Raw genomic sequence first — 25,941 nt, 5'->3', positions numbered from 1 at the left:
CAGACCCAATTTAGGATCTTGGCCCTTATCGAAAATCAGAATTTTCTTCAGAAGATTTAAGAAATTCCCTTATCCAAAATTTTGAATTCGATACAAGCAGGACTGAGCAATGGCAGTGCTATCGATCACATAGGCACGGCAATCCTTTAACCAAACTTCTTTTGTGTTGGAATCAGTGATTTTTGGAATCGATTTTTCGTACAATAGACTTCCTATATACCGACACATTTGAATCATTAAATTTTCTGCTACGGTTTCTTTTCTCGTTTCCTCTTGGATACTGCGCATTTCACGAATGGATTCTTCTAAAACACGTTCCTGTTCTAAAAGAAATTTAGATGGTGATGGAATCTCTGTTTTTAGAGAGTTTAAGTACTTTCTAAAATTTCCATCCCCAGCCATACCCGCAAGGATGGCACCAGTTGCAATTCGCACATGGATCTGGCTTGTACCTTCGTAAATGGTATTGATACGCGAGTCTCGAAACATGCGAGAGATATCATAATCTTCAGTATAACCTGCACCACCAAACACTTGCACAGCGAGATTGGTACATTTATGCCCTTCCTCAGAACTATAGTATTTTGCCATAGGAGTGAGAGTCGAAGCAAGTGTTGACCAATACTTTACTTTTTCATCTTTTCGGATTTCTCTATCTTCTAAATTTGCTTTTTCCATTCGGATCTGGTGGTGTTGGTACATATCAATGACACGAGCCGTTTCCAAAGTCAAAAGTCGCATCGCAGTAGTTTCTCGTTTGATTTTATGAATCATTTCTGCGACTGCAGGAATTTCACCAATAGGTTTTCCGAATTGTTTTCTTTCGTTTGCATACTTTACACATTCATAATATGCAGCGGCTCCCCCACCACAACCGCCGGAAGCACTGACAAGACGCATAAAGTTTGTCATCCCTGCTGTATAACGAGTAAGCCCGAGTCCTTCTTCGCCTAGAATTTCTCCATAAGTATTTTCATAGACAATTTCGCAAGTAGGAGAGGCATGAATCCCCATCTTCTTTTCAATCCCAGCTACAAATACATCTTGGCTTTTGACAATAAAAACAGATAAACCTCTGGCTCCACCTTCAGCTTTTCCTGTGCGAGCTAAGGTGAGAAGGAGTGCGGGATTATCCCCCAATCCACAACCCTGGGAAATAAACCGTTTTGTACCTGTTAGGCGATAACTTCCATCCTCTTGTTTTACCGCAACAGTTCTGACATTATTCAGGTCGGATCCGTAATCGGGTTCGGTGAGTGACATAGCGAACAAACATTCGCCTGTGGCCGCTTTTGTAGCATAGGTTTCTATTTGTTCTGGTGTTCCAAACCTGGCGACAATTTGAGCTAAGTTGAGTAAGGTGGTCGTCATACAAAATGAAACATCACCCCTTGCCATAAGCATGGCATATAAGGCACCTACTGTTGCAGGAAAGGCAAGGCCCCCCGCCTCTCTCGAAATCGAATAGGGCATAAGGCCCGTATTTCTGAATTTTTCGTAAATTTCTATCGTTTCTTTAGGAAAAATTACCTTCCCATTGGAATATTTTAGTTCATTACGATCCATGGTTTGGGATTTTTGAGAAACATCTTTTCCAAAAAAATCTCCCATTGCATCCAAACTCGAAGTATATAACTCCAGGGCTTCTTCTTTTGTGGAAGGAGCCATTTCAAATCTTGGATTTTTTGTTTTAAGGAATGTTTGGTGGTCAAAGAAACCTTCCCCTTCTGTTTCCCTTATGATAGAATCCCAATCGAGAAGTTGGTTAAAGATTACCTGTAAATCGGCATCCTCTGAAAAGTAATTATTTGCGATCATATTTTTTTCTCCTAATTAATGCTATGTGCTGCTTCTAAACCTTCAAAAAAGGCTCGTTTGGCATCGATGTTTCTTGGATCCTTGGCTCCACCAATCACTATAGTTGGTTTGTTCGGATATTTGTTTTGGAATTCCTCCAAGAGGGATGTTTCCTTTTCTTGTCCCACACATAAGATGATTGAATCACAAGGATACAAAAATTCCTCTCCGTTTTTTAATTCCACTTTGAGCCCTTCCGAAGTCACTTCTTTATAAGTCAGTCCATGATAGAAATCGACTCCCACTGAATCTAACTCTTGTTTGAGTGCCCAAAAGGTTGTAGGTCCAAGGCCTGCTCCATGTTTTCCATTCCGACGAAACACGGCCACATCTCTCTTTGCTTTTTTCTTTTGTACACCTGCATCGGTAAAGGAACTGATGTTGTATTTTTTATCATAAGAAGCAAGGGTCGGATCCTCTTCTTCTGTCAATCTATGTGCCACATCCACGCCAATTCCCCCTCCACCGATCACAGCCACTCTTTTGCCTGGTTGGAATTTTCCCGTGAGATATTCACTATAGTTTCCTGAGGGAAGATTTTCTAGTCCTTTTAATACAAACTCTCTTGGTTTCACACCACTTGCAAAAATTGTTACATCTGGATTTTCTGTTTCTAACAATGTTAGAGTTGCTGTTGTATTCAATCGTATATCGACACCTAAAGCAGGAAGTTCATTGGAAAAATAACGAATGGTTTCTTTAAACTCCGACTTACCAGGGATATGCGATGCCAATTGAAATTGCCCCCCAAGAACATTTGCTTTTTCGATGAGCGTAACTTTGTGACCGAGACTGGCACTGGCACGCGCCGCTTCAAGGCCAGCAGGTCCTGTTCCAATGATCAGAACTTTTTTAGGATCTTTAACTTTTGGTTTCGTAAATTCTAATTCATTGACTGCTTCGGGATTTACGATACAAGAAACGGATTTTTCTTGGAAGGCATGGTCAAGACAAGCCTGGTTACAAGCCACACAGGTATTGATTCGATTCGACATACCCAATTGGAATTTTTTAACAATGGAAGGATCAGCTAAAAATGGCCTTGCCATGGAAATAATATCAGCCCTATTTTCATCGAACACTTGTTGCATGGTAATGGGATCATTCACTCGGTTGGAAGCAATGATTGGAACACCAGGTGTATTTTCTTTAATACGACTTGCAATGGAAACCCATGCTCCTCTCGGAACCAGTTGGCTTATCGTTGGAATTCTTGATTCATGCCAACCAATGCCAATATTGAGTGCAGAAACTTTTTCATCGCGTAAAGTTTGTGCAAGCTCCACTACTTCTTCAAACGTTGGATTCCCTGGAATGAGGTCAATCCCAGACATTCGAAAAATCACAGGAAATCCTTCGGGTAATTGTTTTTTTACCGCACGTAAGACTTCGATAGAAAGATTCATTCTCCGTTTAGAGTCTCCGCCAAAATAATCATTTCGTTTGTTTGTGACTGCCGAAAAAAATTGGTTTAAAAGATAGCCTTCACTACCCATAATTTCCACGGCTCCGAAACCTACTTCGCGTGCAAGTTTTGCTGCCTTGCCAAAATCTTCTACTGTATTCCAACATTCTTCTTCGGAGAGTTCTTTTGGAACATAACGGTTGATTGGTGCTCTGATGGCTGATGGAGCCACACAAGACCTGCTCGCTGCATACCTTCCTGCATGGAAAAGCTGGGCACACATTGTCCCTTTTCCTTTTAGGAGTGAGTTCATCTGTTCTAATTCTTTGGCATGTTCTGTATTTTGGATGTTAAAAAAAGTATGAGAGCCCTTTCCAACTTCATTCACACTGATCCCACCAGTGACAATGAGTCCTACTCCTCCCTCGAAACGTTTGCCGTAAAAAGCTGCCATACGTTCGGCTGTGCCCGTTTCCCCTTCCACGCCGAGATGCATAGATCCCATAATGAAACGATTGGGGAGTGTAAAATTGCCAAGAGAGATGGGTGAAAAGGCTGTATTCATTTTGAATTAATCCTCATTTGAATTAATTTACCATTGGTAATATTCTGAAAAAATGGGGCAAGCCATAAATTACCACCGGTAAATAACTACTGGCAATCTAAAGCGTAACAAGTAAAAATGGGGAAATGGTCGCTTCGAAAAAAAAATCTTCACAAAAGAAACCTATGGGGGTGGGTCGACCTTCCAAAGAAAACGGGGTCAATGTTCGGGAAGCTCTCATCCAAGCCGGAGTGGAACTACTCGAAAACACTTCCTTAGAGGACATTTCTCTTCGTAAAGTAGCAGCAAAAGCTGGAGTGAGCCATGTTGCCAGTTACCATCATTTTGAAAATAAACATGCCCTCTTTGCTGCGATTGCGGAAATCGGATTCCAAAAGTATTTTGAAACCTACCAAAAAGAATTAGAAAAAACAGACCAAAACTTCAAAGGAAGATACCGCGCCCTCGGTTGGACCTACTTCCAATTCATTATGACCAACAGACAGTTCGCAAGAATTATGTTTGGTGGCACGGGAGTGGATGTAAAAACTCATCCCATTCTACTTGCGGTATCAAGAAGAACCTATCGCCAGTTACACGAAATCATTCGAATGGGCCAAAATCTTGGATATTTAGAAAAAGGAAACACAAGAGAAAAAACCTTAGCCTCTTGGGCGATGATTCATGGGATTGCGATGTTGTTTTTAGAAGGTCGTTTGCAGATGAAAAATGATCTTGGTGAAATGGAAAAATTTATCCAAACCGTTACTGAATATGCCTACAACGGTATGAAATAATCTCTAAACAATATTTTTGGACTTTCAGAACCAAAATCCGGCTTGGACCCTGAATCTATGGTTCAGACTAAATTGATATTTGAATTGCCTGATTGACAAAATAAGATAACTTACCCAACTCTGGATATGTTATGCGAAAATACAGAAAAATCCCCAAGTTCTCTTTTCTATTTATTTTCGTTCTTTTATTTATCCAATTCCATTGTTTGTTAAACCCAATTGTTAGAGAACTTTTGGATCTCGACCCAACCCAAAAAAATGACAAACTGAAACAGCTTGGTTTACTTTTAGGGCTTTACGGGAGTCCAACGGCAACCGTCACTCCCTCTCTCGGAAATGTCATTCTCGCTAATACAAATATTCGGATTGTTTTTAGTCGAAGTATGGTTCCAGATTCGTTTTCGGCAACGCTCGGATCAAAACTAACACCAGTTTGGTCCGATTCTTATTCTGCCAATGACACAGTGGTTCTTTCGGGTTCCATTCCTGTCGGAACCTATTCCTTTATTTTAGAGGCAACAGATCCTCTTGGAATCCATATAACTCCTGTGATTGGAAATTACACTGTTCTTTCTTCCAATACCAATTTATATTATGTAAGTCCTTCTGGGAATGATGGAAATTCAGGAACAAGCCCAGGAAATACAAAACTCACAATTCCCTCTGCAATTTCTGCAGCAACTCCACCGGCCGCCATTTTGGTCTCTGAAGGGACTTATTTAGTGAATAGTGGACTCGGAACTCAGATTAATTTGGTAAATCTTGTTTCTTTATACGGTGGGTTTAGTGCCGATTTTTTAAATCGTAATTCCAGTGTTTACATCGCAAGGATTGTGGATACAGCGACGGCAAGCGCCGACAGCATAACGGTCAATGCTGGGGCAACGATTACAACTGCAACAGTGGTGGATGGATTTACGATTAGAGGTGCATCAAATCCCAATGCACCGACAGCATCAATTGCTTTCAATTGTTTCTCCGGATCTCCCACGATCACAAACAACCGATTGGAAGGAGGTACTGTCAGTAACGCTATTTCCGTTGCTATTTTTCTTTCCACATCTTCGGCAATCATTGCGAACAATACGATGCAAGGAGGGACTTCTTCGACCACAAGTACTTTTGGAGTATTTGTCCAAGATAGTTCCTCACCGACAGTGGCTTACAATACGATTTATGGTGGGATTGCAAATGGTTCTTCCCATGGAATTTATAATTCTCCTCATGCCAATACACCAACGATTATTTTTAATACAATTGATGGAGGTACGGGAAGTATTTCCTATGCATTTAATAATAGCCATCCATCAAATTCGGTAGTAACAAATAATATTTTGAATGCAGGGTCAGGAAACACAAGTTATGCGATATACCAAGGTGCAGGAGCCGGTGATGTCGGAAATTATCAATTCAATACACTTTTTACTTCCGGCGGAAGCATTCGATATTGTTTATTTGAAGATGGAGGATCAAGTCCTATTATTTTTAATGGAAACAGACTCTTCAGTTGTCCGACTGCTCTCTACTATGATAATGCCTCAAACGCTATCAATGATATTGGAACTGTCAATGGTGGAACCCTCGGAGGGGCTACCTATTCAGGCAATTACGAATAACGTCTACTTTCGTTTACAATCTTCCGGTAGATAATTTTTTAAATAAGAGATGGTTGCTTTTTTGGCTTCCCCCACCATCCAAGGAGTAAAGTCTCCATAGGTTCTGTAAGAAAGTTTTAATAGTGAATCCGCAATGGAAAATGCTACCCCAAAAATTTGATCGGCCTCTTCTAATTCAGGTAAAACAAATCGATCCATAAGACCTAACTTTGCTAAATTGGCAAGTTTTGCATCCAACTCTTGGCCTACTTGGCGCATCTCAGGATTACTCATTCTGTATCCATAAATCAAACGAGGAAAAGCAATTTCTTTATTAGTGACTTCTACAGCTACATCGATTGAACGTTCAATGTATTGCTCCCAACTAACAAAAGTTTCTCTTTTCAAGAGAAGTGACTTTTCAATAAGGCTTTCTGAGTGTAATAATCGAATTCCGTGGAAGATGGCTTCTACATTGGGAAAAAAATGGTAGGCTGAGGGTCTAGGGATATTTGCCTCTTTGCAGATGTCGGCAAAACTAATCTCTTCGGGAGATTTTTCTCTGAGAAACTCTAAAGCAATTGTCAACAATTGTGTCCGTCGGTTCCTCCCTTGTTTACTTGTAAATTTAAAAGGCCGCGAGGCAAGGTCAGGAGATAAGGATGCGTCTACCAATTTATCCATAGTACGAGCCTTCTTGAGAATCTTACCCAGTCAATCCCGTTGTGAAAGAAAAATACCTGACCTTTTTAAGGGCCAGGTGAGTGATTGTTCAGATATTACTGTACTGTAAAATTGTTTGTGACACCTTGGTAGGCGCTGATCGCTCCCGTCCATCCCGACTTCCAGTGGCCCCGGTGACGGATGCGGTAGGTTCCCGATGGAAAGGAAGTGGTTTTCCAGGAAACGGTGATTTTGGAATTAGCAACCCCATCTCTTTGCCATCTGTAAGTAGTGGAAGGATCATAATCTCGTGCCACAACAGTCCAAGTGGATCCATTTTGTTTTTCTACATCCACAAAGCTACTACCGATGAGCATATTGTTTTTTGGATGACCACCCCAGAAGACGGCACTGACGGTAGCGCCACTGCTATAAGACGCAGAGGGTTGAGTGATGACACTTCCGAAACTTTTAAAGAGAGGAACATCATCGAATACCACTCCTGTTTGGAAAGTGGCTTGGTTGTTCGTTAGATCCGCTGGTGTTGGACCCGCTGGAGATGCACTTCCGCTTCGCATAGCACTCGCTAACTTCCCAAATTCTTGTTCATATCCAAAAAGTGTGTTTGGTCCAAATTGAGTGGAAGCTCCTTCATATTGTTGGGAAGAGTATTCTTCTTTTGTTGTTAAATATGAAGTATAGGAATTGGAAAGCCCTGCAATCACAGTATACTCATTTTCTAATACATTTTTCACGAGGGATCGAAGTCGTCTGCCCGCCATAGTGGATACTTCGGCAGGGATCGCAAGGATCGCTAAGTTCCCAATTTTTATGATTTGCATAGGGATCACCGGTGGTGTCCAAGGATTCCCATCGAAACTAGCAACCCCTGTAGGAATGAGGACAGGTTTTTCTGCATGGCAAAGTTTGTATGCTTCGCTTGTAGAAGCCGGCCAAAGAATCCCGAGAAAACCCCCAAGGAAACTAGACTTAAAGGCATCGGCAGTGTTTGTATTCCAATCCAAGGAATCAACAGTGGTTCCTTCATCAAAAAAATCCACGGAGACTGCATTGTCTTCCACACTACCTGCTGAAAAGGAAGCACCCATTCCCGCAGGGCAAGTGGTGGTCCCTACACTACTAACATAAAGATTAGAGAAGTTAACATAGGTATGACGGAAGTCCACAGAACCCGTCAATTGTGTATTGGCACTTGAATAGAGAGACTGAGCTTTGTTGAATTGTTTTTCTCCAATGATGTTTTGACGAGCATAGTCGTTCACACCATCCGCTGGACCCCATAGGTTCGGAGTCACATCTCCTGCATTCGACTGAGCAAAGGCAGCCACAAAAGTTTGACTTGCGGAATAATTAGCCCCTTTCGCCTTTTCGAATAAATAAGAAGCATAACCTTTGTTATCCCCTCCAATCAATTTGTTTGTTGGACCAACGTTTGTTGGGTGAACGGCAAACCAGTTTACCATTCCAAGTTCCCGACCATCGGCAGCAACCAGTTTCAATAAAGTCATGGTTTGGTCTACATTGGAAGAATAGTAACTTCTTTCGGAAGCTGGGTTTTTATCATAAGCAACAGCAGAGCGGTTTTTACTCGCATCAGTCAAAGTTCCTTGGTTGATATATACATTTCCGGGAACTAAATTTTGGTGAGCTAGTTTAATGGAACGATAGATTCCATCTACAATCACATCAAAGTTTTCTTTGATAAAACCTGCTGTTGTGGCATTGTATAAAAAATAATGAGAGTATCCTCCAGGTCCACTATGAGTGTGAGTTGCAGAGAGTAGAACGTTGGCTTGATTGTAATAAGGAGATAGTTCCGAATCCAATGCAATCTTTCGACTTACTGCTTGTTTGATGGATTGGAAAATCATTCCTAAATCAGCACTCACAAAAACCACTCGTTTGGATGCGTCTCCAATGATATAGGCCCTTGACCAAAGGCGCATGTAGATCCCTTCTGTTTTTTGGGCGGATTCGGCAAAACCCATCATCCCTACTTCTGCCGCAGGCCCGGTGATGTCATAAATCCCAGCACCGACAAGATAAGGAGAGGAGCCGAGTGATGGTGCGACGGCACGACTCACACCAGATGTGCTCACTGAATCAGAACTAGCGGTGTCGGAAGCAGCAGAGCTCACTAAACCGAGAATGGGTGACGGGGACGATTTTTGGTCTGAACAAGTCAAAACCAAAAAACAACAAACAATGGTTAAACCCAAGCGCACTCGGGAATCTCTAATGGAATTCATATACTCTCTCTCCGAATCTAAATTTCTAAATGAAATCTTTTTCGCATGGGTCTGGACCTGAATGTCTGCAAGGGCCAAATTTGGTTTATAAGTCTAAACGGTGTTAAAAATATGGCAAGAAAAATAATCGACAAATGTCGGTTTTTTTAGATCAGCGTTCAGAATTTTGCTACAAAGACAAGGAAGTACTCCCTAGAATTCGACAGATTCTGCCCAAATGTATCGATTTTCTGGTGAAATTCCCATAAAAAGGAATGGGGCAATCAGGAAAAAAACCAGTGTGTCTCCGATTTTCTCATTCGAATCCACATTTATGGAAATTTGATGGCAATTTTTTAATCGACAATTGTCGGCTAGTACGACCCAAGTGACCAAAGCTTCATTTCCCAAGGAATGCGAAAGAGAGGATCTATGAAATCGAAAGGAAAATCCCAAACCTTCTATGGGGCTGTCACAACAGTCCTATTGTCTATTCTATCATGTGCTCCCACAAAGGATTCACAATCTGCGGCCCTTGCCCTCCTCCTACCCGGTGCCAGCGTTGTTTCAGAACCGAGTGGTTCGGGAGCAAGTCTTTCCACAAGGTCTCTAGTGACAGCAAGCTCCCTTCATAGTTTGGATTATAGTCTTAGCTCAAACGATAGGGAGATTTTGATTTCTGAAAAAACAAACAACCAATTCACAGACCAGATCTTTGTAGATGGGCTCGGTCGCGAAGTTTCTTTCCGAGGTTTTAATATCTCTGGAAATATGAAACTAGCACAACACGGATTCAAACCTTTTGCGAATGAAACTGAAGCTGAGATCGCTCTTACAAGACTTGGCAAAACCACAGGATCCAATCTCATTCGTTTTACTATCGCCTGGGAAGGAGTCCATCCGGGAGTTGATACCATTGATTATTCTTATTTAGATGCAGTCATCGCTCAGATGAAAAAGGCGACCGCCAAACGAATGTACATCCTTCTTGACTACCACCAAGATTTGTTCTCACGCCATCTCTTTAATAAAAACTCTTGGCATACAGGAAATGGTGCTCCTGCTTGGATCACCAAAGGAGGAAGTTATCCTACGGAATACTGCGGATTTATTTGCGCCAGTTGGAGCCAAAACAATCTAACCAACGAAGCCGTCCGCCGGGCTTTTCGCAATTTCTGGAACAACGCTCCTCTTTCAACAACCCAAGGAACAAGGAATATGCAAACAGAGTTCCTCTGGCAAATTGCAAAAGCGACTTCCTATATCAAAGGGAAACTAACCGCAGAAGAATTCTCTTATGTTTTAGGACTTGATCCTTTCAATGAACCAGTAGATGGGGGAATGGAAGGACTAACGCCCGCTCAGTGGGACAACCAAAAACTTTGGCCTATGTATAAAAAAATAAGAACCATCCTCAACCAAAATGGATGGGAAAACAAATGGGTGTTTGCAGAACCTTTGGTGTTTTGGAATACAAACATTGGATCAGCGATCGCCCCTGCGACAGGTGGTGGTCATTTACTCACTCCCCCTGGCCCCGGTTTTGTATTTAACTCCCACTTCTATGATGCAGGCCGAATGGGTACTGACCTGACTGGAATTGATAATGCAACGTATTTTAAGTATTTAGATGAAATCAGAAAGGAATCTAGGTTTTTAAAAATTCCGGTTTTTTTAAGTGAATTTGGAATGTGGCTGAAAGGAACGGGTGCCAAAGATACAGCCAGAATGATTAGTGCTGTTTACCAAGCCATGGAAGTATCCGATGGAAACCAAAGTTCTAAGTCTAGGTTTGCTGATTTTTACAATCCCATTGTATCGGGAACCCAGTGGCATTGGGATTATTATTACAACAACCATGCCGAATATATGAATGGAAATCCTTCTAAACTCGTTACAACCAAAGATGCATGGAATGAAGAAGACTTCTCTGTTGTAGGAAATTATGGAACTAGTTTTAATTTAGATGAACGTGTGGTGGCTCGCGCTTACTTTCGAAAGTCTCAAGGCCGCGTGATGAGCAGTCATTACAATACAGTAGGATCTGATACTTGGAATAAAGTATTTTCTTGGGCGGCCATCAAACCAGGAAATACGGAAACCAAATACTTTGGTGACAAAAGATTCCAACTCCTGATTTGGAAGGGAAGGTTTTCCGATGCTCCTACAGAAGTTTATCTACCTTCTCATTTTGATCCCACAAAGACCATTCTGATTTCTGAAAAAAGAATTTATAACCAAGGTCTACCTAATTCACCAAACCAAGAACCAAACGAAGCCATTATCGTTCCTGACAGAAATCGGGATGTTGGTTCGGGAAATATTGTCCATATTTGGGACGACTTGGATCTAGAGGAAAATCCAAACTCATCTTACCACTATGTTTTGATAGTGGATGGCAATGGTAGTTCCTATTCAACGCAAACTCTCCAAGAGATCCAATCTAAACTGAATACAAGGATTCTCTTGGAAGAAAAAAGTCCGATTTATTTTACCGGAAAAATGACCTACAGCGGGTATCCCACCGAACAGTGACTAAATGGCTTTCTCGGGTAGTTTCCAAATTCCAGTTTCGGCGGTTTCTTTCACATAAGTCCGAAAATCTTTTGGTTCTCTACCCAGAGCCAATTCCAAATCCTTGACTACCGATTCATTGCGGCCGTCAAGGACAGTGCGAAATAGATAGTTTACGAGCCAAATGGTGTCTTCTGGAAGTCCCCATTCTTTTAAGGTTTGGATGTAATCATCTAACGGCAGTTCTTCGAAAGAGATATTTTGGTTCGTAACTTCCGCTATGGTTTGGAAGGCATCTTTGAAATTCCAAAGTTCAGGGCCAGTCAGTTCATACAACCGGTTGCGATGTTTGTCTGTAATGAGCGACTCTACCGCAAGATCGGCCAGATCATCTAGATCCACAAACGGTTCGCTTGCGCTCACCCGAGGAAACAAAACAGGTCCTCCTAAGATCTGATCCAAAAACATTCCTTCACTGAAATTTTGGAAAAACCAACTCGCTCTTAAAATTGTCCATTCCAAACCGGAATTTTGCACCACTTGTTCACAGGCTCTCGCCTCTGGTTCCCCTCTCCCCGATAACAAAACCAATCGTTTCACTTGGTTTTTTTTACAAATATCCACTAACTGCTGTATGGATGCGAGAGAAGATGGGACCGCTAAGTCCGGTTGAAAGCTGATATAAACTTGGGTCACTCCTTGAATGACAGATTCCCAATTTTCTGGCTTCTCCCAATCAAAAGAGGGCTTAGCGTTTCTTGATCCCAATCGAACAGGGTAGTCCAATTGTTCCAATCTGGATAGGATTCTTGATCCAGTTTTTCCGCTGGATCCAATGATGAGTGTAAAGGGTTTCATACCATTCAGGATACAGGAAACTGTATTATAAAAATTGAACAAACCCGACAGAGTTTAAATTTTTTCGCGAAACCGAAATGGTCTTTCTTTGGTAAAGGTTTTGAATTGGCGAATGAAATGAGACTGGTCTGCATATCCACTGGCATAGGCAATATCTGTTAATTTAGAATTGTTTATATCGTTTAACTCGGATAAACTGGCTTGGAACCGAATGATGGTAGAAAATTGTTTGGGTGTAAGCCCTACATAATTTTGGAACCGCCTTTGTAAGGTCCTTTCCGAAAGTCCATGTTTTTTGGATAACTTTGCAATTTCACAATTTCCTTTGAGATCTAAAATCTCTTCCAAACAAGCATGTAATATCAGATCTGGTTGAAACTTTTCTCCTTTTTTTAAAATAAAATCGACAAGAGCTTCTGCAGCAAAGGAGGAAGATTTATTCTCGATCGCCAATGAAAAGTTAGGTTCCGAACTCCAATCGGCATCGGGAATGGTCCAACAAGAATTGGTAAGTTCCACTACTGGAATTTTTAAGGTTTCTTCCACAACTGCAGGAAAAAGTTGGACCATTACAAAAAAAAACGGGCCTTCGATCTGAATGCGAATGGGTTCGATGGTTTGTCCATAGACAAAAACTGGATCCATCACTTTAGATTCAGAACCAACAAATACAGTCACTGGATGTTCAGAATGAAAGAATACAATTCCAGGAAAACCATCGGCATAAAATGGGAGATTCTTTGTTTCCTTAGTATCTGATTCAAATACAAACACAGAATGGATCAGTGTTTTATGATGGGAGTTTAAATTTTGACGGGATACTTTCATATCATACAACGAGAATGTGATTTTATTCTCAAGGTTCTACTTAAAAATAGATTTAAATCCACTAGAGTCCTTAGACTCTAGTTTTTTATCTTTAGTGGAATTTTTCACAAAGAAAACTCATTTAGGTTGATTGCCAACATAACAGATGTATGTAATTTTTAAAATATAAATCTCGATTTTAAATTTTTACAAATTTACACTGGAGAGGTGAAAAAGGGAATGTGTTCCTAATGGTGCCATTATCGATTCTCGATCTAGTTTTTATCAACGAAGGAAATAATCCAAGTAACGCGCTTGCTAATTCTGTCCGAGTGGCTAAGGAAGCAGAAGCCTTAGGTTACCACCGCATTTGGGTGGCAGAACACCATAACTTTCCCTCCATTGCCAGTGCCGCTACTTCTGTAGTGATTGGTCATTTGGCTGCACATACAAAATCCATTCGGATTGGAGCGGGTGGGATCATGTTGCCGAACCATTCTCCCCTTGTGATTGCGGAACAATTTGGAACCTTAGAAAGTTTGTATCCCGGAAGGATTGATTTAGGACTGGGACGAGCTCCTGGAACCGACCAGCTCACCTTACGTGCATTACGTCGAGATCCCATGAGTTCACAACATTTCCCAGAAGATGTGAAAGAACTCCTCACATATTTTGAAGAGGATCATAACCAATTACAAGTCCGGGCCATTCCTGGTATGGGGACTCATGTTCCCGTATGGATTTTAGGATCTAGTTTATTTGGTGCACAACTTGCTGCGATGCTTGGCCTTCCTTATGCCTTTGCTTCTCATTTTGCACCGGGAGCCTTAATGGAGGCCATCTCCATTTACCGAAAACAATTTAGGCCTTCTAAGTATTTGGATAAACCTTATGTGATGGTGGGTGTGAATGTCATTGCTGCAGAAACGGATGCAGAAGCAAAATTTCTATTTACCAGCTCCCAACAGTCCTTCACTCGAATCCTAAGAAATATGCGTGGAAGCTTCCCCCCGCCGATCGAGAATATGGAATCCTACTGGACAGAACAAGAAAAAGGAATCGCCTCACAAATGTTATCCTACTCTGTTGTGGGTTCCGCTGACACCTTAGAAGCAGGAATCACCAAGGTTTTGGAAGAAACGAAGGCGGATGAGCTAATGACAGTGACTTCTGTTTATGATATGGATGCCAAAATCCGTTCCTTAAAAATTTTAGCAAAAGTAAAGACCTAAACTTAAAGATTTAGAATCCAGAGAATTTGTTTCCGATAGAAAGAGTTTTTTTAAAATAGTTGGATACGATGGAACTTTTTAAGAAAGAACCAGGTCGTATGCCTAGATTCCTTTGGAGGATCCTATGATACTTAGACCCCAATTTCTTTTTATTTTAACTTTGATCTTATTCACTTTTACCACTGAGTCCTGTTCGCGGGGTTGGTTACGCACAAAAATTAAAGAACGGTTCCAAAAAAGAATGGAGGAAAAACCAGCTCCGATCGCCTCTTCTGACCTAACCAAAAAAATCGATGCACCGGGAGATTACACATTCACTTTTCCCCATGGCGACATCCCACGTTATTATAAAGTCCATGTTCCCAAAACATATTCGGCAAACAAAGCAGTTCCCCTTCTTTTTGTGTTCCATGGCGGTGGTGGTGATATGGAAATCCAATCCAACGAAGAATATTACCACCAAATTTCTAAATCAGAAGAAAATGGCCATATCACTATTTTCCCGAACGGATATAGCAAATACAAATCAGGAAAAATTGCGACATGGAATGCAGGTAACTGTTGTGCTGATGCCCGTGATAAAAAAATTGATGATGTTGGGTTTGTAAAAGAAATTTTGAATCATGCCACAAAACAACTGCAAATCGACAAATCCAAAGTTTACTCTACGGGTATGTCCAATGGGGCGATGATGTCCTATCGTTTGGCTTGCGAAATGACAGACCAACTGGCTGCCATCACAGCAGTAGCAGGAACCGATAACACGGTCACTTGTAATCCCACAAAACCAATCTCCGTTTTACATATCCATGCCAAAGACGATGATAAAGTATTATTCTATGGAGGATCTGGAGATAGTTTTAAAGACAAGTCTCTCGTTACAGACTTTGTTTCTGTTCCTAAATCCATCTCCCAATGGGTAAAATTCAATGAATGTAATCCAACACCCAAACGAGTGTTAGAAACAGAAGGTGTCACATGTGATGAGTATAGTGAATGCAAAGAAGGTGTGAAGGTAAAACTTTGTGTTACAGAATCTGGAGGACATTCATGGCCAGGTGGCAAAAAGCCCTCCTTATTCTTTGGTGGTGCCTCTCCTTCAAAAGCAATCAAAGCCAATGATGTTATGTGGGATTTTTTTTCAGATAAGTAGTTAGAATATAAAATTAGTGTGTCACGAAAGGCACACTAATTAATAAAACACTTCCAAGTTCCTATGATTTTGCCTTTCCGCAAAAGAACCACCTCTCCCATCTCCGCCATCACCTTCTCACTTTGTGTGGGACGATAAAAAACATAATCATCTGGTTGTAAGTCGGTCTTACGACTTCCGTTTAAAATTCCTTGGTTTGTGCTCGCGCCATACAGGCTATTATCAAACAACCCTTTCGGTGATTCTTTTTTTGCAAGATAAGCTCCGCCGTATGTGAAATAGGTAAGCTGAAGGTTGGGATTCCATAAAGGAAATAAAAAGGAAATGGATTCTAAAAAGGGAATGGTAGTTCCTTCCAAACGTTTGAGGACAGGTGCTGCAATAAAAAATGCTGGTTTGTGTTCGGTAAGTGTACTCACATCAAAATCTGTGGGCATTACAAGAGCCGAACCAACAGAAACATCATTCACGGTTTTATTATTCTTTTGATAAAAACGGTAGGTTTTACTACCACCACCATTAAGAAGTAATTCTTTCGCAAATAAAGAAGGAAAAGAATTTTTCCCTGAAGTGACAAACCCCTCATACAAAGATAAAGAAGATAAAATTGCTTTTTCAATAGCCTCGTTTTTATCGCCGAACAAGTTGGGAACAGAAGCTACATGCGGTTCATAACCCATAAATCCATCAAACTCCAAATGGTTTGGCTGGTTTGTTATTTTTCCCAGTGCAAGGTTTGTATCCTTGGTTTGTGTAAATCCGCCGCGATGAAGTCCCACATCAATTTCTAAAACTACATGTAACTTGATATCCTTCGTTTTGGCAAACTCTAGATATTGCGTAAGTCTGTTTTCTGAATCTACCAACCAATGTACTTTCTGAAACTTACCTGTTTTCGTTTTTTTGTAGATCTCCTCTAACGCTCGTACAGGCATTGGTTTGCCTAAAAGAATATCGAAGGAAGAAAATTCAGGATCATTTAACAACATCACAAGGTCACCCGAATGAAAGACCATGAGTCGATTGGTTTTGGTTGATTTGGTAATGTGACGGAGAAGATCCAAAGATGGAAGGGACTTCACAACAATCCGATAACGAAGAGGAGGTGGAATGTTTTTGGAAAGGATCGCCAGATTATCATCCAAACGGTCCAAATCCAAAAGCACAACAGGTTTACCCAAACCGTTCTCTTTTAGTTCGTTGTTGATTTCGGAAAAATACTGACTGTAAGTCGATCCTTCGTCTTTTGGTTTGATCAAAAAAACAAGTATAATTAGAGTTAGAAGGATGCTAATATTGCGGAAGATGCGATTTTTGAACATAGATGTTTTTTACTCACCAAGAAGTGATAATTTCAAAAACCTAAATCAACTAAAAGGAAAGTAAATCGAATTTCCTCGCTATTTTTTTTACTCATTGAATATTTTTTAAGCAATGGACTAAATTTAGGTCCAAAAAGAGAATCCGGTTTTCCTTCGACAGAAATCCTATTTGTACTTGGTCAAAATTCGGTATCCCCGTTAAATACGTAAATGGTGAGCTTTTTTCTTTGGGTTTGAAATGAAAATTCGTTATCTACTAATCTGTTGTTCGCTAAGCCTATCACCTCTTTTTGCAAATCCAAATCTCACGCCATTCTTATTGGAGAACCCAACCCAATTGGTCAAATTATCGGGACCTTGGAAATTCAATCCCAAAGATAATTTGGCCCATTCACAAAAAGACTTTGCCGACTCAGATTGGAGCCATTTACCCATCCCAGCTCAATGGAATAATTCAGGGTTATCTGGATTTCAGGTAGGCTGGTATAGACATTCCTTTAAAGTATCAAAAACATTTGAAAATCAGAATATTAGCATTCTTACACCTATCATAGCAGATGCCAATGAAATCTATATCAATGGAGTGTTTGTAGGAAGAACAGGACGGATCACAGAAACTGGAGAGATTATTAAAAAAAGTAGTCAAATCAGTGTCTACCAAATCCCACCAGGAATCATTAAGTTTGATAAAGAAAATACAATAGCCGTTCGGGTCGGAGATGATGTCGGCTGGGGTGGTTTTGTAAATTCTGAATTTTATATTGGAGAATCAAACCTCATCCAGGGAAAATTTTATAAATACATCATGTGGAATTCGGCAACTTGTTTTGCCTTTATTTATTCTGCATTGTATTGCCTGATCCTTTGGTTACGAAGTAGAAGGGAACGTGCTTATTTAATTTATTTCTTTTTTGCAACCATTGCAGGTCTTACTACTTTCGGAAACCTCTCTCTTCCGTACTTCGTTTGGGATAATTTTTGGTTCAATCATTTCCTATTCCACCCAGCCTTAAATTTAATAGGAGTTTTTGGAACTTTCTTCTTTTTAGAATTCTCTGAACACAAACCTTCTCGAGTTGTGAAAGGGATTCTTTGGTTTCATTTTGTAATTGGACTTGTTCCCTTTTTTACCTTCAATCCAGCGGTAATGAATCTCTATTCAAAATACACCTTAAACATTAGCAGTATTTTATCAACATTAGAACTTATCTACGCATTTGGTCTCAACTTCGTTGCTGTCAAAAACAAACAACCAGGAGCTATCATTATTCTTTTTGGTCAAATTGCTTTAGGTTTTACTGCGCTCTTTTCCATTTTAAGTTACCTACAAATTTACATATCAATCTTAGATCGATCCATTTCAGAAGGATTTCTAATATATACTTTAAGTTTATCTTTTGCTCTCTCAATCCGGTTTGCCAAACTTTATGAAGTTACCAATCAATTAAAAAGTGAATTAGAACGAAAGAACGAAGAACTGGTATCATTGGATAAAATGAAAAATGAATTTTTATCTAATACCTCTCATGAATTAAGAACTCCTTTGAATGGGATCATAGGAATCAGTGAATCTCTCCTAGAAGGTGCAATGGGTGCAGTGACAACTGGTGTATCTAAAAATCTCAACCTTATCATCTCCTCAGCAAGGAGACTTTCTGGTTTAGTCAATGACCTACTCGATTTTTCTATGATGAAGAATCGTAAATTAAATCTTTTTCCTATCACTCTTGCCATCCAACCTTCCGTAGACACCGTGATTGCCCTGCTTGAACGTGCTGCTAAAGAAAAAGGAATCACACTCGAAAGTGAAATTCCTGACGATACTCCTTTGGTGTTTGGTGACGAGAACAAAATCCAACAAATTCTTTTTAATTTAGTTGGTAATGCCCTCAAATTTACAGAAGCAGGAAATGTTCGAATTTCCACAAAACCAACTAACAATGGGATTGTGGATTATTTGGAAGTTTCAATTACTGACACAGGGATCGGACTTTCTAAGGAAGATCAGGGTAGAATTTTTGCACCATTTGCACAGGCAGATTCCAGCATCTCACGAAACTTTGGTGGCGTTGGTCTTGGACTATCTATTACAAAAAACTTAGTGGAACTCCATACAGGTACTTTATCTGTAGAATCAGAACTAGGGAAAGGATCTATTTTTCGATTTACTTTGCCTCTTGCAAATGGACAAACCAGTTTTCAAAAAGAACAAACAGAAAAAGAAGTGACTCTATCTAGCCACTGGCTTCACGAAGAAAACCTTCGCGGAAACTTCATAGTTGAACAAGAGTTTATTGAAAGAGTTGAGATCACTCCTAATCTTTCAAAAGACCTAAATCGGAACCTAACAATTCTTGCAGTTGATGATGATCCTATCAACTTGGAAGTATTAAAAATCCAACTCAGTGGATCCGGATTCAATGTGATTCCCGTTTTGGATGGGCCAACCGCCATTACTATAGCACATGAAGTAAAACCAGATCTGATTCTTTTGGACATCATGATGCCAAAGATGAGCGGATACCAAGTCTGTAAAATCCTAAGAGAAACCTATTCAATGTATGAAATGCCTATTTTGATGCTTACGGCAAAAAATAGAATTGAAGATGTTCTTTCTGGATTGGAGGCGGGAGCCAATGATTATCTAGGAAAACCATTTGATAAAAGAGAGCTCCTCGCAAGAGTCAACACTCTGATCCTATTAAAATCTGCTGTAGAAGAAAAAGAAGATTACATCAGTATCAAAGCGGAATTGAAACTCGCTAAAAAAATCCAAGACTCTTCATTGCCATTACATCCACCCACGGGTGGTAGAGCCAAAGTAGTTTCTCGTTATAACCCAATGACAGCTATAGGCGGTGACTATTACGACTTTCACACACCCGACGAATATAGCTTAGGTGTAGTAGTAGCAGATGTTTCCGGACATGGGATTCCAGCCGCAATTGTAGCTGCGATGTTTAAGATGGCATTTAACTTACAAAAACATGTCTCTAGACGACCAAATGAAGTATTAAAACGAATCAACAAACTGTTACTCGACTCAATCCACAAACAATTTGTGACAGCATGTTATTTGTTTTTTGATTTAGAAAACAAACGAGTGCTTTATGCAAGTGCAGGCCACCCACCCGTTGCTTTTTATAGACGGAAAACTAACAAAGTGGAGTTGGTTCGACCTAAAGGAAGGATACTCGGTTGTTTTCCGGAAATTCCGGACGAAATTCTGGATCTCCCGTTTGCAGCGGGGGACAGAGTTATTTTATATACAGATGGAATCTCTGAAGCAAGAAATCCCTCTGGAGAAATGTTCGGAGATGAACGTTTAAGCCATTATATTATAGAAAATTCAGAGAATCGATCTGCAGATCTTTTTGCCGATGGTCTTTTAGAACACGTGAAAGAATTCTGCGAGAAAACCGTTCCCGATGATGACATAACTCTTGTCGTGGTCGATTTATAACTTCCCCACCAAACGGCTAACTTTTTTCAGACTCCAAAAAAATTGTGATGATTAAAATTTGTCTTCAGTGAAAAACTGCTCTGATTCATTTCAAATGAATTAGGGGAAATTATGAGCGAATATATTTACTGTTCTGGTCCTATGTTTAGCCCAGAAGAACTAAACACGATGGCAAGTATTGCGGCAACTTTAGAAAGTGCAGGATACAAAACTTACCTTCCACAAAGGGATGGGATTGAAGTGGCGAAAGTGATGGCTATGATCAACACGCCTATCATCTCCGGAGAAATTTTTCGGGACATTATGATCTTTGTTCAAAAAGCAGTTTTTGCTATGGATGTTTATCAAGTCGTGGAACGATGTAATGCCACTGTCTTTAATATGAATGGAAGACCAGCTGACGACGGTTCTATTTCTGAAACTGGAATTTCCTTTGCCACAGGAAAACCTATCGTCATTTATAAAAATGACCCAAGGACTGAGTTCAACGGTCTAGACAATCCACTGCTAACTGGACTTAGTTATAATTGGAAGTATGTTACCGATATTTCCCAAATCCCATCCAAACTTGCCGAAATGATCGTAAAAGTAAATGCGGCAGGAGAAAACCTTTATCTTAAAAATCCCCCTCCTATGGTCAAAAAAACTATGGAAGTCGGAAAAGAAGTCTGGGAAATTTTACAAATCATTCGGTTCTTTGAGCACAAAGAAAAAGACCTTGTCGCCATCCTCAAGGTTCTTATGGAAAAACTAAAAGGATCTGCTAGTTTTATGAAATACTTAGAAGAATAGAGTTTTCGATTTTGAAATAGAAGGTATCCATTCCTAGTCTTAAGGATGGATACCGCCTTTACCTAACCCACAATGGAAATGTTTTTAGATATTGCCTTCACGCAAATCTTTTGATAATAATCTCTTAAACGTTTCCTTATCCTTCTTTACCTCCTTTAACTTTGCTTTTAATTCTTTTGGAATCTCAAAGTATTTTTCGGACCAGATATAAACCTCTATAAAGATCGGAACCAAATCGATTCCTTTTTGTGTTAACTTGTACAACACTTTTACTTTGTTGTCTGGATGGTCTGTTTTTTCGATGAGACCGTTTTCTTCCAGCGCCTGAAGCCTCGAAGCTAAGATATTTGTCGCAATCCCTTCCTCCGACTTCAAAAAATCGCCATAAGTGCTTTTTTTAAAAAACATCATATCTCTGATAATGAGAAGTGACCATTTATCGCCCCAAATATCAAGAGAGCAGCTGATTGGGCAATCCGACCTTTTTTTTTGATTCGATGACATAAATAGATTTTCTGGAAAATACTTGCAAAAAACAAGTATTTTTATCAGCATATTACTTGCATTTTGCAAGTAATATGAGTCAAACTAATCAGAGCTAGGAAATTCTAGAAGTAAATACTTTTTCGATTACTTGAATCCTCCTGCTAATGTTACAAAAATTTGAGAGAAGAAGGAATAAAAAAATGAAACAAACAATATTAATCACTGGAGCTTCTTCAGGGATCGGACTCTTAATTGCCAACAAACTTCACGAAACTGGTTTTACTGTAATAGGCACAAGCCGAAATCCAGGGAAACATAAGTCAATTTTACCTTTTAAACTTTTAGAATTAGATATTTCTTCCGAAAGTTCGATCAAATCTTTTGGTGAACGACTATTTAAACAAATAGATAAACTAGATGTTCTGATTAATAATGCAGGATATTTAGTGAGAGGACTTGCCGAAGAAACCTCTATCGAGTTAGGACGCCAACAATTTGAAACTAATTTTTGGGGAACTGTAAATCTAACCAATCAACTATTGCCATATTTCAGAAAACAAAGGCACGGTAAAATCATCACTGTCGGATCCTTCTTGGGCCTCATCGGACTGCCGAACGTTGCGTATTATTCTGCTTCCAAACATTCTTTGGAAGGATATTTTAAAGTATTAAGGTTTGAATTAAGTGGATTCAATATTAAAGTTAGTATGGTAGAACCACTGGCTTTCAAAACTAACATTGGTAATAGTGCAGTTCCATCCGAATTTAAAATTGATGATTATGATTTGTTTCGAAAACAAACTGAGGCATTCTCTAAAGAATTGTTCGACAAGGCCCCATCACCTGAGCCTGTCGTAGATACAGTAATCAAAATCATTGATCAAAAAGATCCAAAATTCAACTATCCAGTAGGCAAAGGAGCTTCCTTAGTGCTGACTATGCAACATTATGCATATAAAGCTTTTGAAAATTCTATCTTGAAACAAATAAGAAAATCAAAATAATTTCATCTAATTGTTGAGGAAAAAATGAAAGCATATACAATCCAAAAATATAACAAAAAGGATGATCTACAGTTAGTAGAAATGCCGGAACCAACCATGAGAGAGGATGACGTATTGGTTCAAGTCCACGCCGCCGGTGTAAACTTACTGGATTCAAAAATCAAAAAAGGGGATTTTAAACTTATTTTGCCCTACAAATTTCCAATCGTCCTAGGCCATGATGTTGCAGGTGTAGTTGCGAAAGTTGGCCCTCGGGTAAAAAAATTTAAAGTTGGTGATGAGGTGTATGCAAGGCCCGCTGACTACAGGATTGGTACTTTTGCCGAACTAATAACAATAAACGAAAACGATGTAGCAATCAAACCTAAAAACTTGACAATGGAAGAGGCGGCATCTATTCCATTGGTTGGCTTAACAGCCTATCAGGCATTCATTGAAAAAGCAAATCTCAAAAAAGGACAAAAGGTGTTCATTCAAGCAGGTTCTGGTGGCGTAGGCAGCTTTGCCATTCAATTGGCCAAACACTTAGGTGCCACGGTAGCCACAACAACTAGTGCAACTAATTTCGAATTGGTGAAAAGTCTTGGAGCCGATATCGTCATTGATTATAGAACAGAAGACTTTGAAACGATTCTTAAAGATTATGATCTGGTATTACACAGTCAGGATCTAAAAACTCTAAAAAAATCATTACGAATACTGAAACCTGGAGGAAAACTCATTTCCATTTCAGGTCCACCTGATCCAGATTTTGCGACAAAAATTACTTCCTCTTGGTTTTTAAAAACAATACTTAGATTATTAAGTTTTGGAGTGAGAAAAAAAGCAAAACAACTGAAAGTAGATTTTGTCTTTCTTTTTATGAGAGCAGAAGGGAACCAACTAAATGAAATCACAGGTTGGATCAACTCCGGGCTAATTCGTCCAGTTGTAGATAAAGTATTCCCTTTTGAAAAAGTAAACGATGCGATGGCCTATGTAGAAAGTGGTCGCACAAAAGGAAAAGTGGTGATTAAGGTTAAGTAAAAAAGTAAAAAAAACCGGGAGATAGCAAAATATAACTCCCGTTCACTTAAATTTTAAACTTATCGATCTCGGATTTAAGTTCATCCGCTAACACACCCAAATTGTTTGCGGCGGATGTTACTTCTTCTGAAGAAGCAAGCTGCTCTTCCGAAGATGCAGCGATGGCTTGTGTACTATCAGAAATTCCATTAGAAATCTGAGCGAGTTGTTCGGTGGATGCGTTTAGCTCTTCAGTGCTTGCAGAAATTTCTTCTGTTGTTGCTGAAACTCCTTGCATTTCATCGGTTACTTTTTCGATCGAACCAGCAATCCTTTCAAACGTTTGTCCCACTTCGTTTACCATGGAAACACCTTGGTCTACTTCCCTGGTTCCGTTCTCCATCATTGCCACTGCAGAGGTGGTATTCTTTTGAATTTCTCCAATCAGGACGCTGATTTGTTTGGTTGCATCCTCTGACCTTTCTGCCAATTTTCGAACCTCATCGGCCACAACGGCAAAACCTCGACCCTGTTCTCCTGCTCTTGCAGCTTCGATAGCGGCATTCAGGGCTAACAAATTGGTTTGGCTTGCGATTTGGTTAATGGTTTCCACAATTTGGCCGATTGCTTTTGAATTCTCACCAAGTACGTGTATACTATTCGAAATCCCACTCACAGAAGAATTAACAACTGACATTTGTTTAATGGTAGTTCCAATTACATCCCTACCTTCTTGGACTTTCTCCAACACTTCATTTGCCAAATCAGAAACTGTCGCTGTTGACTCAGCAATTTTCGCCACGGCCTGAGAATTTTCCAACATGGCCCTTTTGTTTTCTGTAAAGGCTACTAATTGTGATTCAGTATTCACTGCCACTTGTTGGATTGATTTGGCGATATTCCCGGCAACTGCAGAAGAATGTTCTGCACTGGTATACATGTCCTTAGCTGATTCAGCAACTTTTACGGATGATTTGGAAACATGTTTCATCATCTCACGTAAATTAGTTGCCATTGTATTAAAATCGTCGCCGAGGATTCCAAACTCGTCCTTAAATGCAAGATCAACTTTCTCTCTGAGATCTCCCTGACTTGCCTTTTCTACTACAAACTTAATTTTCTGAATTCTCTTTGCTATGAAAGAGGCAAGAATATAAGAAAATAACATTGATAAGGTTAAACTTATGACTGCACTTAAAAGAAAGATAGTTTGCATTCCAAACAATCTTCTTTCATAAATAATTTCTTCTCTACCACCAGCACCAATTACCCAATTCCATGGTTTGTAATAAGCCTGATAAGCCATAAAGGTATAAATAGGTTCTCCAGGGTTTTGCCAAATTTCTCGTAATGGATATCCAGTAGCTTTTGGATTTCCCCAAGTATCTCTGACTGTATACTTCCCTTCAATCTGATAGTCCCAAATATTTGCACCTTCAATGTTAAATGGATGCATGGTTGCAATCCCTTCTGGTGTAATTCCCCATAGATACATATAGTCGTTAGTTGACATTTTAGTTTTAGAAATATCCCGATTCCCATCAGCTAACTTAGGACCGACAATATAGGTTTTTGCCATTTCTTGAGCTTCTTCCAAAGTCATATCACCAGCCTTCACCCTTTCGTTTAAGGCATCTACAAGTCCGACAGCATCTTTGAGGACATTGGTAAACATTTCTTCTCCCACATTCAAAACTTGTTCTTTGGCTGTTGTATAGGAGATATAAAAAATACAAGAGAGCACGCTAGAGAGAATCAAAAAAATAAATAACATCAGTTGGCCTTTGATTCCGATCACCTTACTTTTATTAATTTTTTCTTTTAGAGAGGTTTGAGAGATGGGAGTAGAATTTGTCATATAAAGTTTCTATCTATTTGTATTTAGATTGGCCTAACTGATCACTCATATTTTTAAGAAAGGCCTATATTTTCTTAAATTTTCGAATCGTTTTCTCTTTTCGGACATTTCGTACAAAGCACATAAAGAGGCGTCGAAACCCATACAAAGATTTGTAATGAGACTTTCAGTGAAAATTTCTTAGTAAAGGAACGAGGAAATCAATGGAAATTCCGGCACCCCAAATTGAGTTTTAGAATCAGATTATTTTCAAAGATTTCCTAAAAAATTTTCAGGACCCCACTTTTTTGTCCGACCCCAGTGTTATAGTGGATCTTAGAGGTTACCACACTATGGA

General features: G+C 39.7%; 18 protein-coding genes. 9 read left to right on the top strand and 9 right to left on the bottom strand.

From position 1 onward, the window contains the following. Positions 1 to 69: 69 nt before the first annotated feature. Positions 70 to 1,818, bottom strand: coding sequence for an acyl-CoA dehydrogenase family protein (locus JWG40_RS08040; RefSeq protein WP_205285323.1), 1,749 nt, complete (start codon positions 1,816 to 1,818; stop codon positions 70 to 72). A gap of 11 nt (positions 1,819 to 1,829) precedes the next feature. Next, positions 1,830 to 3,827: an oxidoreductase gene (locus tag JWG40_RS08035; RefSeq protein WP_205285322.1), complete on the bottom strand. Its 1,998-nt coding sequence runs from the start codon at positions 3,825 to 3,827 to the stop codon at positions 1,830 to 1,832. Between the two features lie 125 nt (positions 3,828 to 3,952). Between JWG40_RS08035 and JWG40_RS08030 the strand changes: the two genes are divergently transcribed. Together JWG40_RS08030 and JWG40_RS08025 are read left to right on the top strand one after the other, a co-directional pair. Beyond that, positions 3,953 to 4,603, top strand: coding sequence for a TetR/AcrR family transcriptional regulator (locus JWG40_RS08030; RefSeq protein WP_205285321.1), 651 nt, complete (start codon positions 3,953 to 3,955; stop codon positions 4,601 to 4,603). Positions 4,604 to 4,734: 131 nt separating this feature from the next. Continuing rightward, a complete protein-coding gene (locus JWG40_RS08025; protein ID WP_205285320.1) occupies positions 4,735 to 6,219 on the top strand; it encodes a hypothetical protein in 1,485 nt (494 codons plus the stop codon). A 3-nt stretch (positions 6,220 to 6,222) separates the two neighbouring features. Here JWG40_RS08025 and JWG40_RS08020 read toward each other — a convergent pair whose 3' ends face one another. Together JWG40_RS08020 and JWG40_RS08015 are read right to left on the bottom strand one after the other, a co-directional pair. After that, positions 6,223 to 6,882: a TetR/AcrR family transcriptional regulator gene (locus JWG40_RS08020; RefSeq protein ID WP_205285319.1), complete on the bottom strand. Its 660-nt coding sequence runs from the start codon at positions 6,880 to 6,882 to the stop codon at positions 6,223 to 6,225. A gap of 95 nt (positions 6,883 to 6,977) precedes the next feature. Further along, the gene (locus JWG40_RS08015) at positions 6,978 to 9,131 is read right to left on the bottom strand and encodes a neutral/alkaline ceramidase (protein WP_205285318.1); all 2,154 of its coding nucleotides are present in this window, start codon (positions 9,129 to 9,131) and stop codon (positions 6,978 to 6,980) included. 411 nt (positions 9,132 to 9,542) lie between these two features. On the opposite strand from JWG40_RS08015, the gene JWG40_RS08010 reads away from it, so the two are divergent. Next, positions 9,543 to 11,645 (top strand): cellulase family glycosylhydrolase, encoded by a 2,103-nt coding sequence (locus tag JWG40_RS08010; RefSeq protein ID WP_205285317.1) that lies wholly within the window; start codon positions 9,543 to 9,545, stop codon positions 11,643 to 11,645. On the opposite strand, the gene JWG40_RS08005 is transcribed toward JWG40_RS08010, so the two are convergent. Beyond that, positions 11,646 to 12,482 (bottom strand): SDR family oxidoreductase, encoded by an 837-nt coding sequence (locus tag JWG40_RS08005; RefSeq protein ID WP_205285316.1) that lies wholly within the window; start codon positions 12,480 to 12,482, stop codon positions 11,646 to 11,648. It abuts the gene before it with no gap. Positions 12,483 to 12,536: 54 nt separating this feature from the next. Next, positions 12,537 to 13,310: a helix-turn-helix domain-containing protein gene (locus JWG40_RS08000; RefSeq protein WP_205285315.1), complete on the bottom strand. Its 774-nt coding sequence runs from the start codon at positions 13,308 to 13,310 to the stop codon at positions 12,537 to 12,539. 230 nt (positions 13,311 to 13,540) lie between these two features. Here JWG40_RS08000 and JWG40_RS07995 point away from each other — a divergent pair, with 230 nt between their 5' ends. Both JWG40_RS07995 and JWG40_RS07990 read left to right on the top strand, forming a co-directional pair. Next, positions 13,541 to 14,521: an LLM class flavin-dependent oxidoreductase gene (locus JWG40_RS07995; RefSeq protein ID WP_205285314.1), complete on the top strand. Its 981-nt coding sequence runs from the start codon at positions 13,541 to 13,543 to the stop codon at positions 14,519 to 14,521. A gap of 124 nt (positions 14,522 to 14,645) precedes the next feature. Beyond that, the gene (locus tag JWG40_RS07990) at positions 14,646 to 15,674 is read left to right on the top strand and encodes an extracellular catalytic domain type 1 short-chain-length polyhydroxyalkanoate depolymerase (RefSeq protein ID WP_205285313.1); all 1,029 of its coding nucleotides are present in this window, start codon (positions 14,646 to 14,648) and stop codon (positions 15,672 to 15,674) included. Between the two features lie 35 nt (positions 15,675 to 15,709). Here JWG40_RS07990 and JWG40_RS07985 read toward each other — a convergent pair whose 3' ends face one another. Next, complete coding sequence (locus JWG40_RS07985; RefSeq protein WP_205285312.1) at positions 15,710 to 16,996, bottom strand: alanine racemase; 1,287 nt, start codon at positions 16,994 to 16,996, stop codon at positions 15,710 to 15,712. Positions 16,997 to 17,333: 337 nt separating this feature from the next. On the opposite strand from JWG40_RS07985, the gene JWG40_RS07980 reads away from it, so the two are divergent. Then, positions 17,334 to 20,459, top strand: a complete 3,126-nt coding sequence (locus JWG40_RS07980) for a SpoIIE family protein phosphatase (protein ID WP_232369260.1) — start codon at positions 17,334 to 17,336, stop codon at positions 20,457 to 20,459. Positions 20,460 to 20,570: 111 nt separating this feature from the next. After that, positions 20,571 to 21,251 carry a nucleoside 2-deoxyribosyltransferase gene (locus JWG40_RS07975; RefSeq protein WP_205285310.1) on the top strand — a complete coding sequence of 227 codons (681 nt, stop codon included), beginning with the start codon at positions 20,571 to 20,573 and terminating at the stop codon, positions 21,249 to 21,251. An 84-nt stretch (positions 21,252 to 21,335) separates the two neighbouring features. On the opposite strand, the gene JWG40_RS07970 is transcribed toward JWG40_RS07975, so the two are convergent. Further along, positions 21,336 to 21,755, bottom strand: a complete 420-nt coding sequence (locus JWG40_RS07970; protein WP_205285309.1) for a winged helix-turn-helix transcriptional regulator — start codon at positions 21,753 to 21,755, stop codon at positions 21,336 to 21,338. Positions 21,756 to 21,937: 182 nt separating this feature from the next. Between JWG40_RS07970 and JWG40_RS07965 the strand changes: the two genes are divergently transcribed. Both JWG40_RS07965 and JWG40_RS07960 read left to right on the top strand, forming a co-directional pair. Next, on the top strand, positions 21,938 to 22,741 hold the full coding sequence (locus JWG40_RS07965; RefSeq protein WP_205285308.1) for an SDR family oxidoreductase: 804 nt from the start codon (positions 21,938 to 21,940) through the stop codon (positions 22,739 to 22,741). Positions 22,742 to 22,765: 24 nt separating this feature from the next. After that, positions 22,766 to 23,767: an NADP-dependent oxidoreductase gene (locus JWG40_RS07960; protein ID WP_205285307.1), complete on the top strand. Its 1,002-nt coding sequence runs from the start codon at positions 22,766 to 22,768 to the stop codon at positions 23,765 to 23,767. A 46-nt stretch (positions 23,768 to 23,813) separates the two neighbouring features. Here JWG40_RS07960 and JWG40_RS07955 read toward each other — a convergent pair whose 3' ends face one another. Next, a complete protein-coding gene (locus tag JWG40_RS07955) occupies positions 23,814 to 25,604 on the bottom strand; it encodes a methyl-accepting chemotaxis protein (RefSeq protein WP_205285306.1) in 1,791 nt (596 codons plus the stop codon). Between the last annotated feature and the right edge of the window lie 337 nt (positions 25,605 to 25,941).

Origin of the sequence: Leptospira abararensis (genome assembly GCF_016918735.1) — a bacterium.
Classification (GTDB): domain Bacteria; phylum Spirochaetota; class Leptospiria; order Leptospirales; family Leptospiraceae; genus Leptospira_A; species Leptospira_A abararensis.
This window is presented reverse-complemented; position numbering and strand designations above follow the sequence as displayed.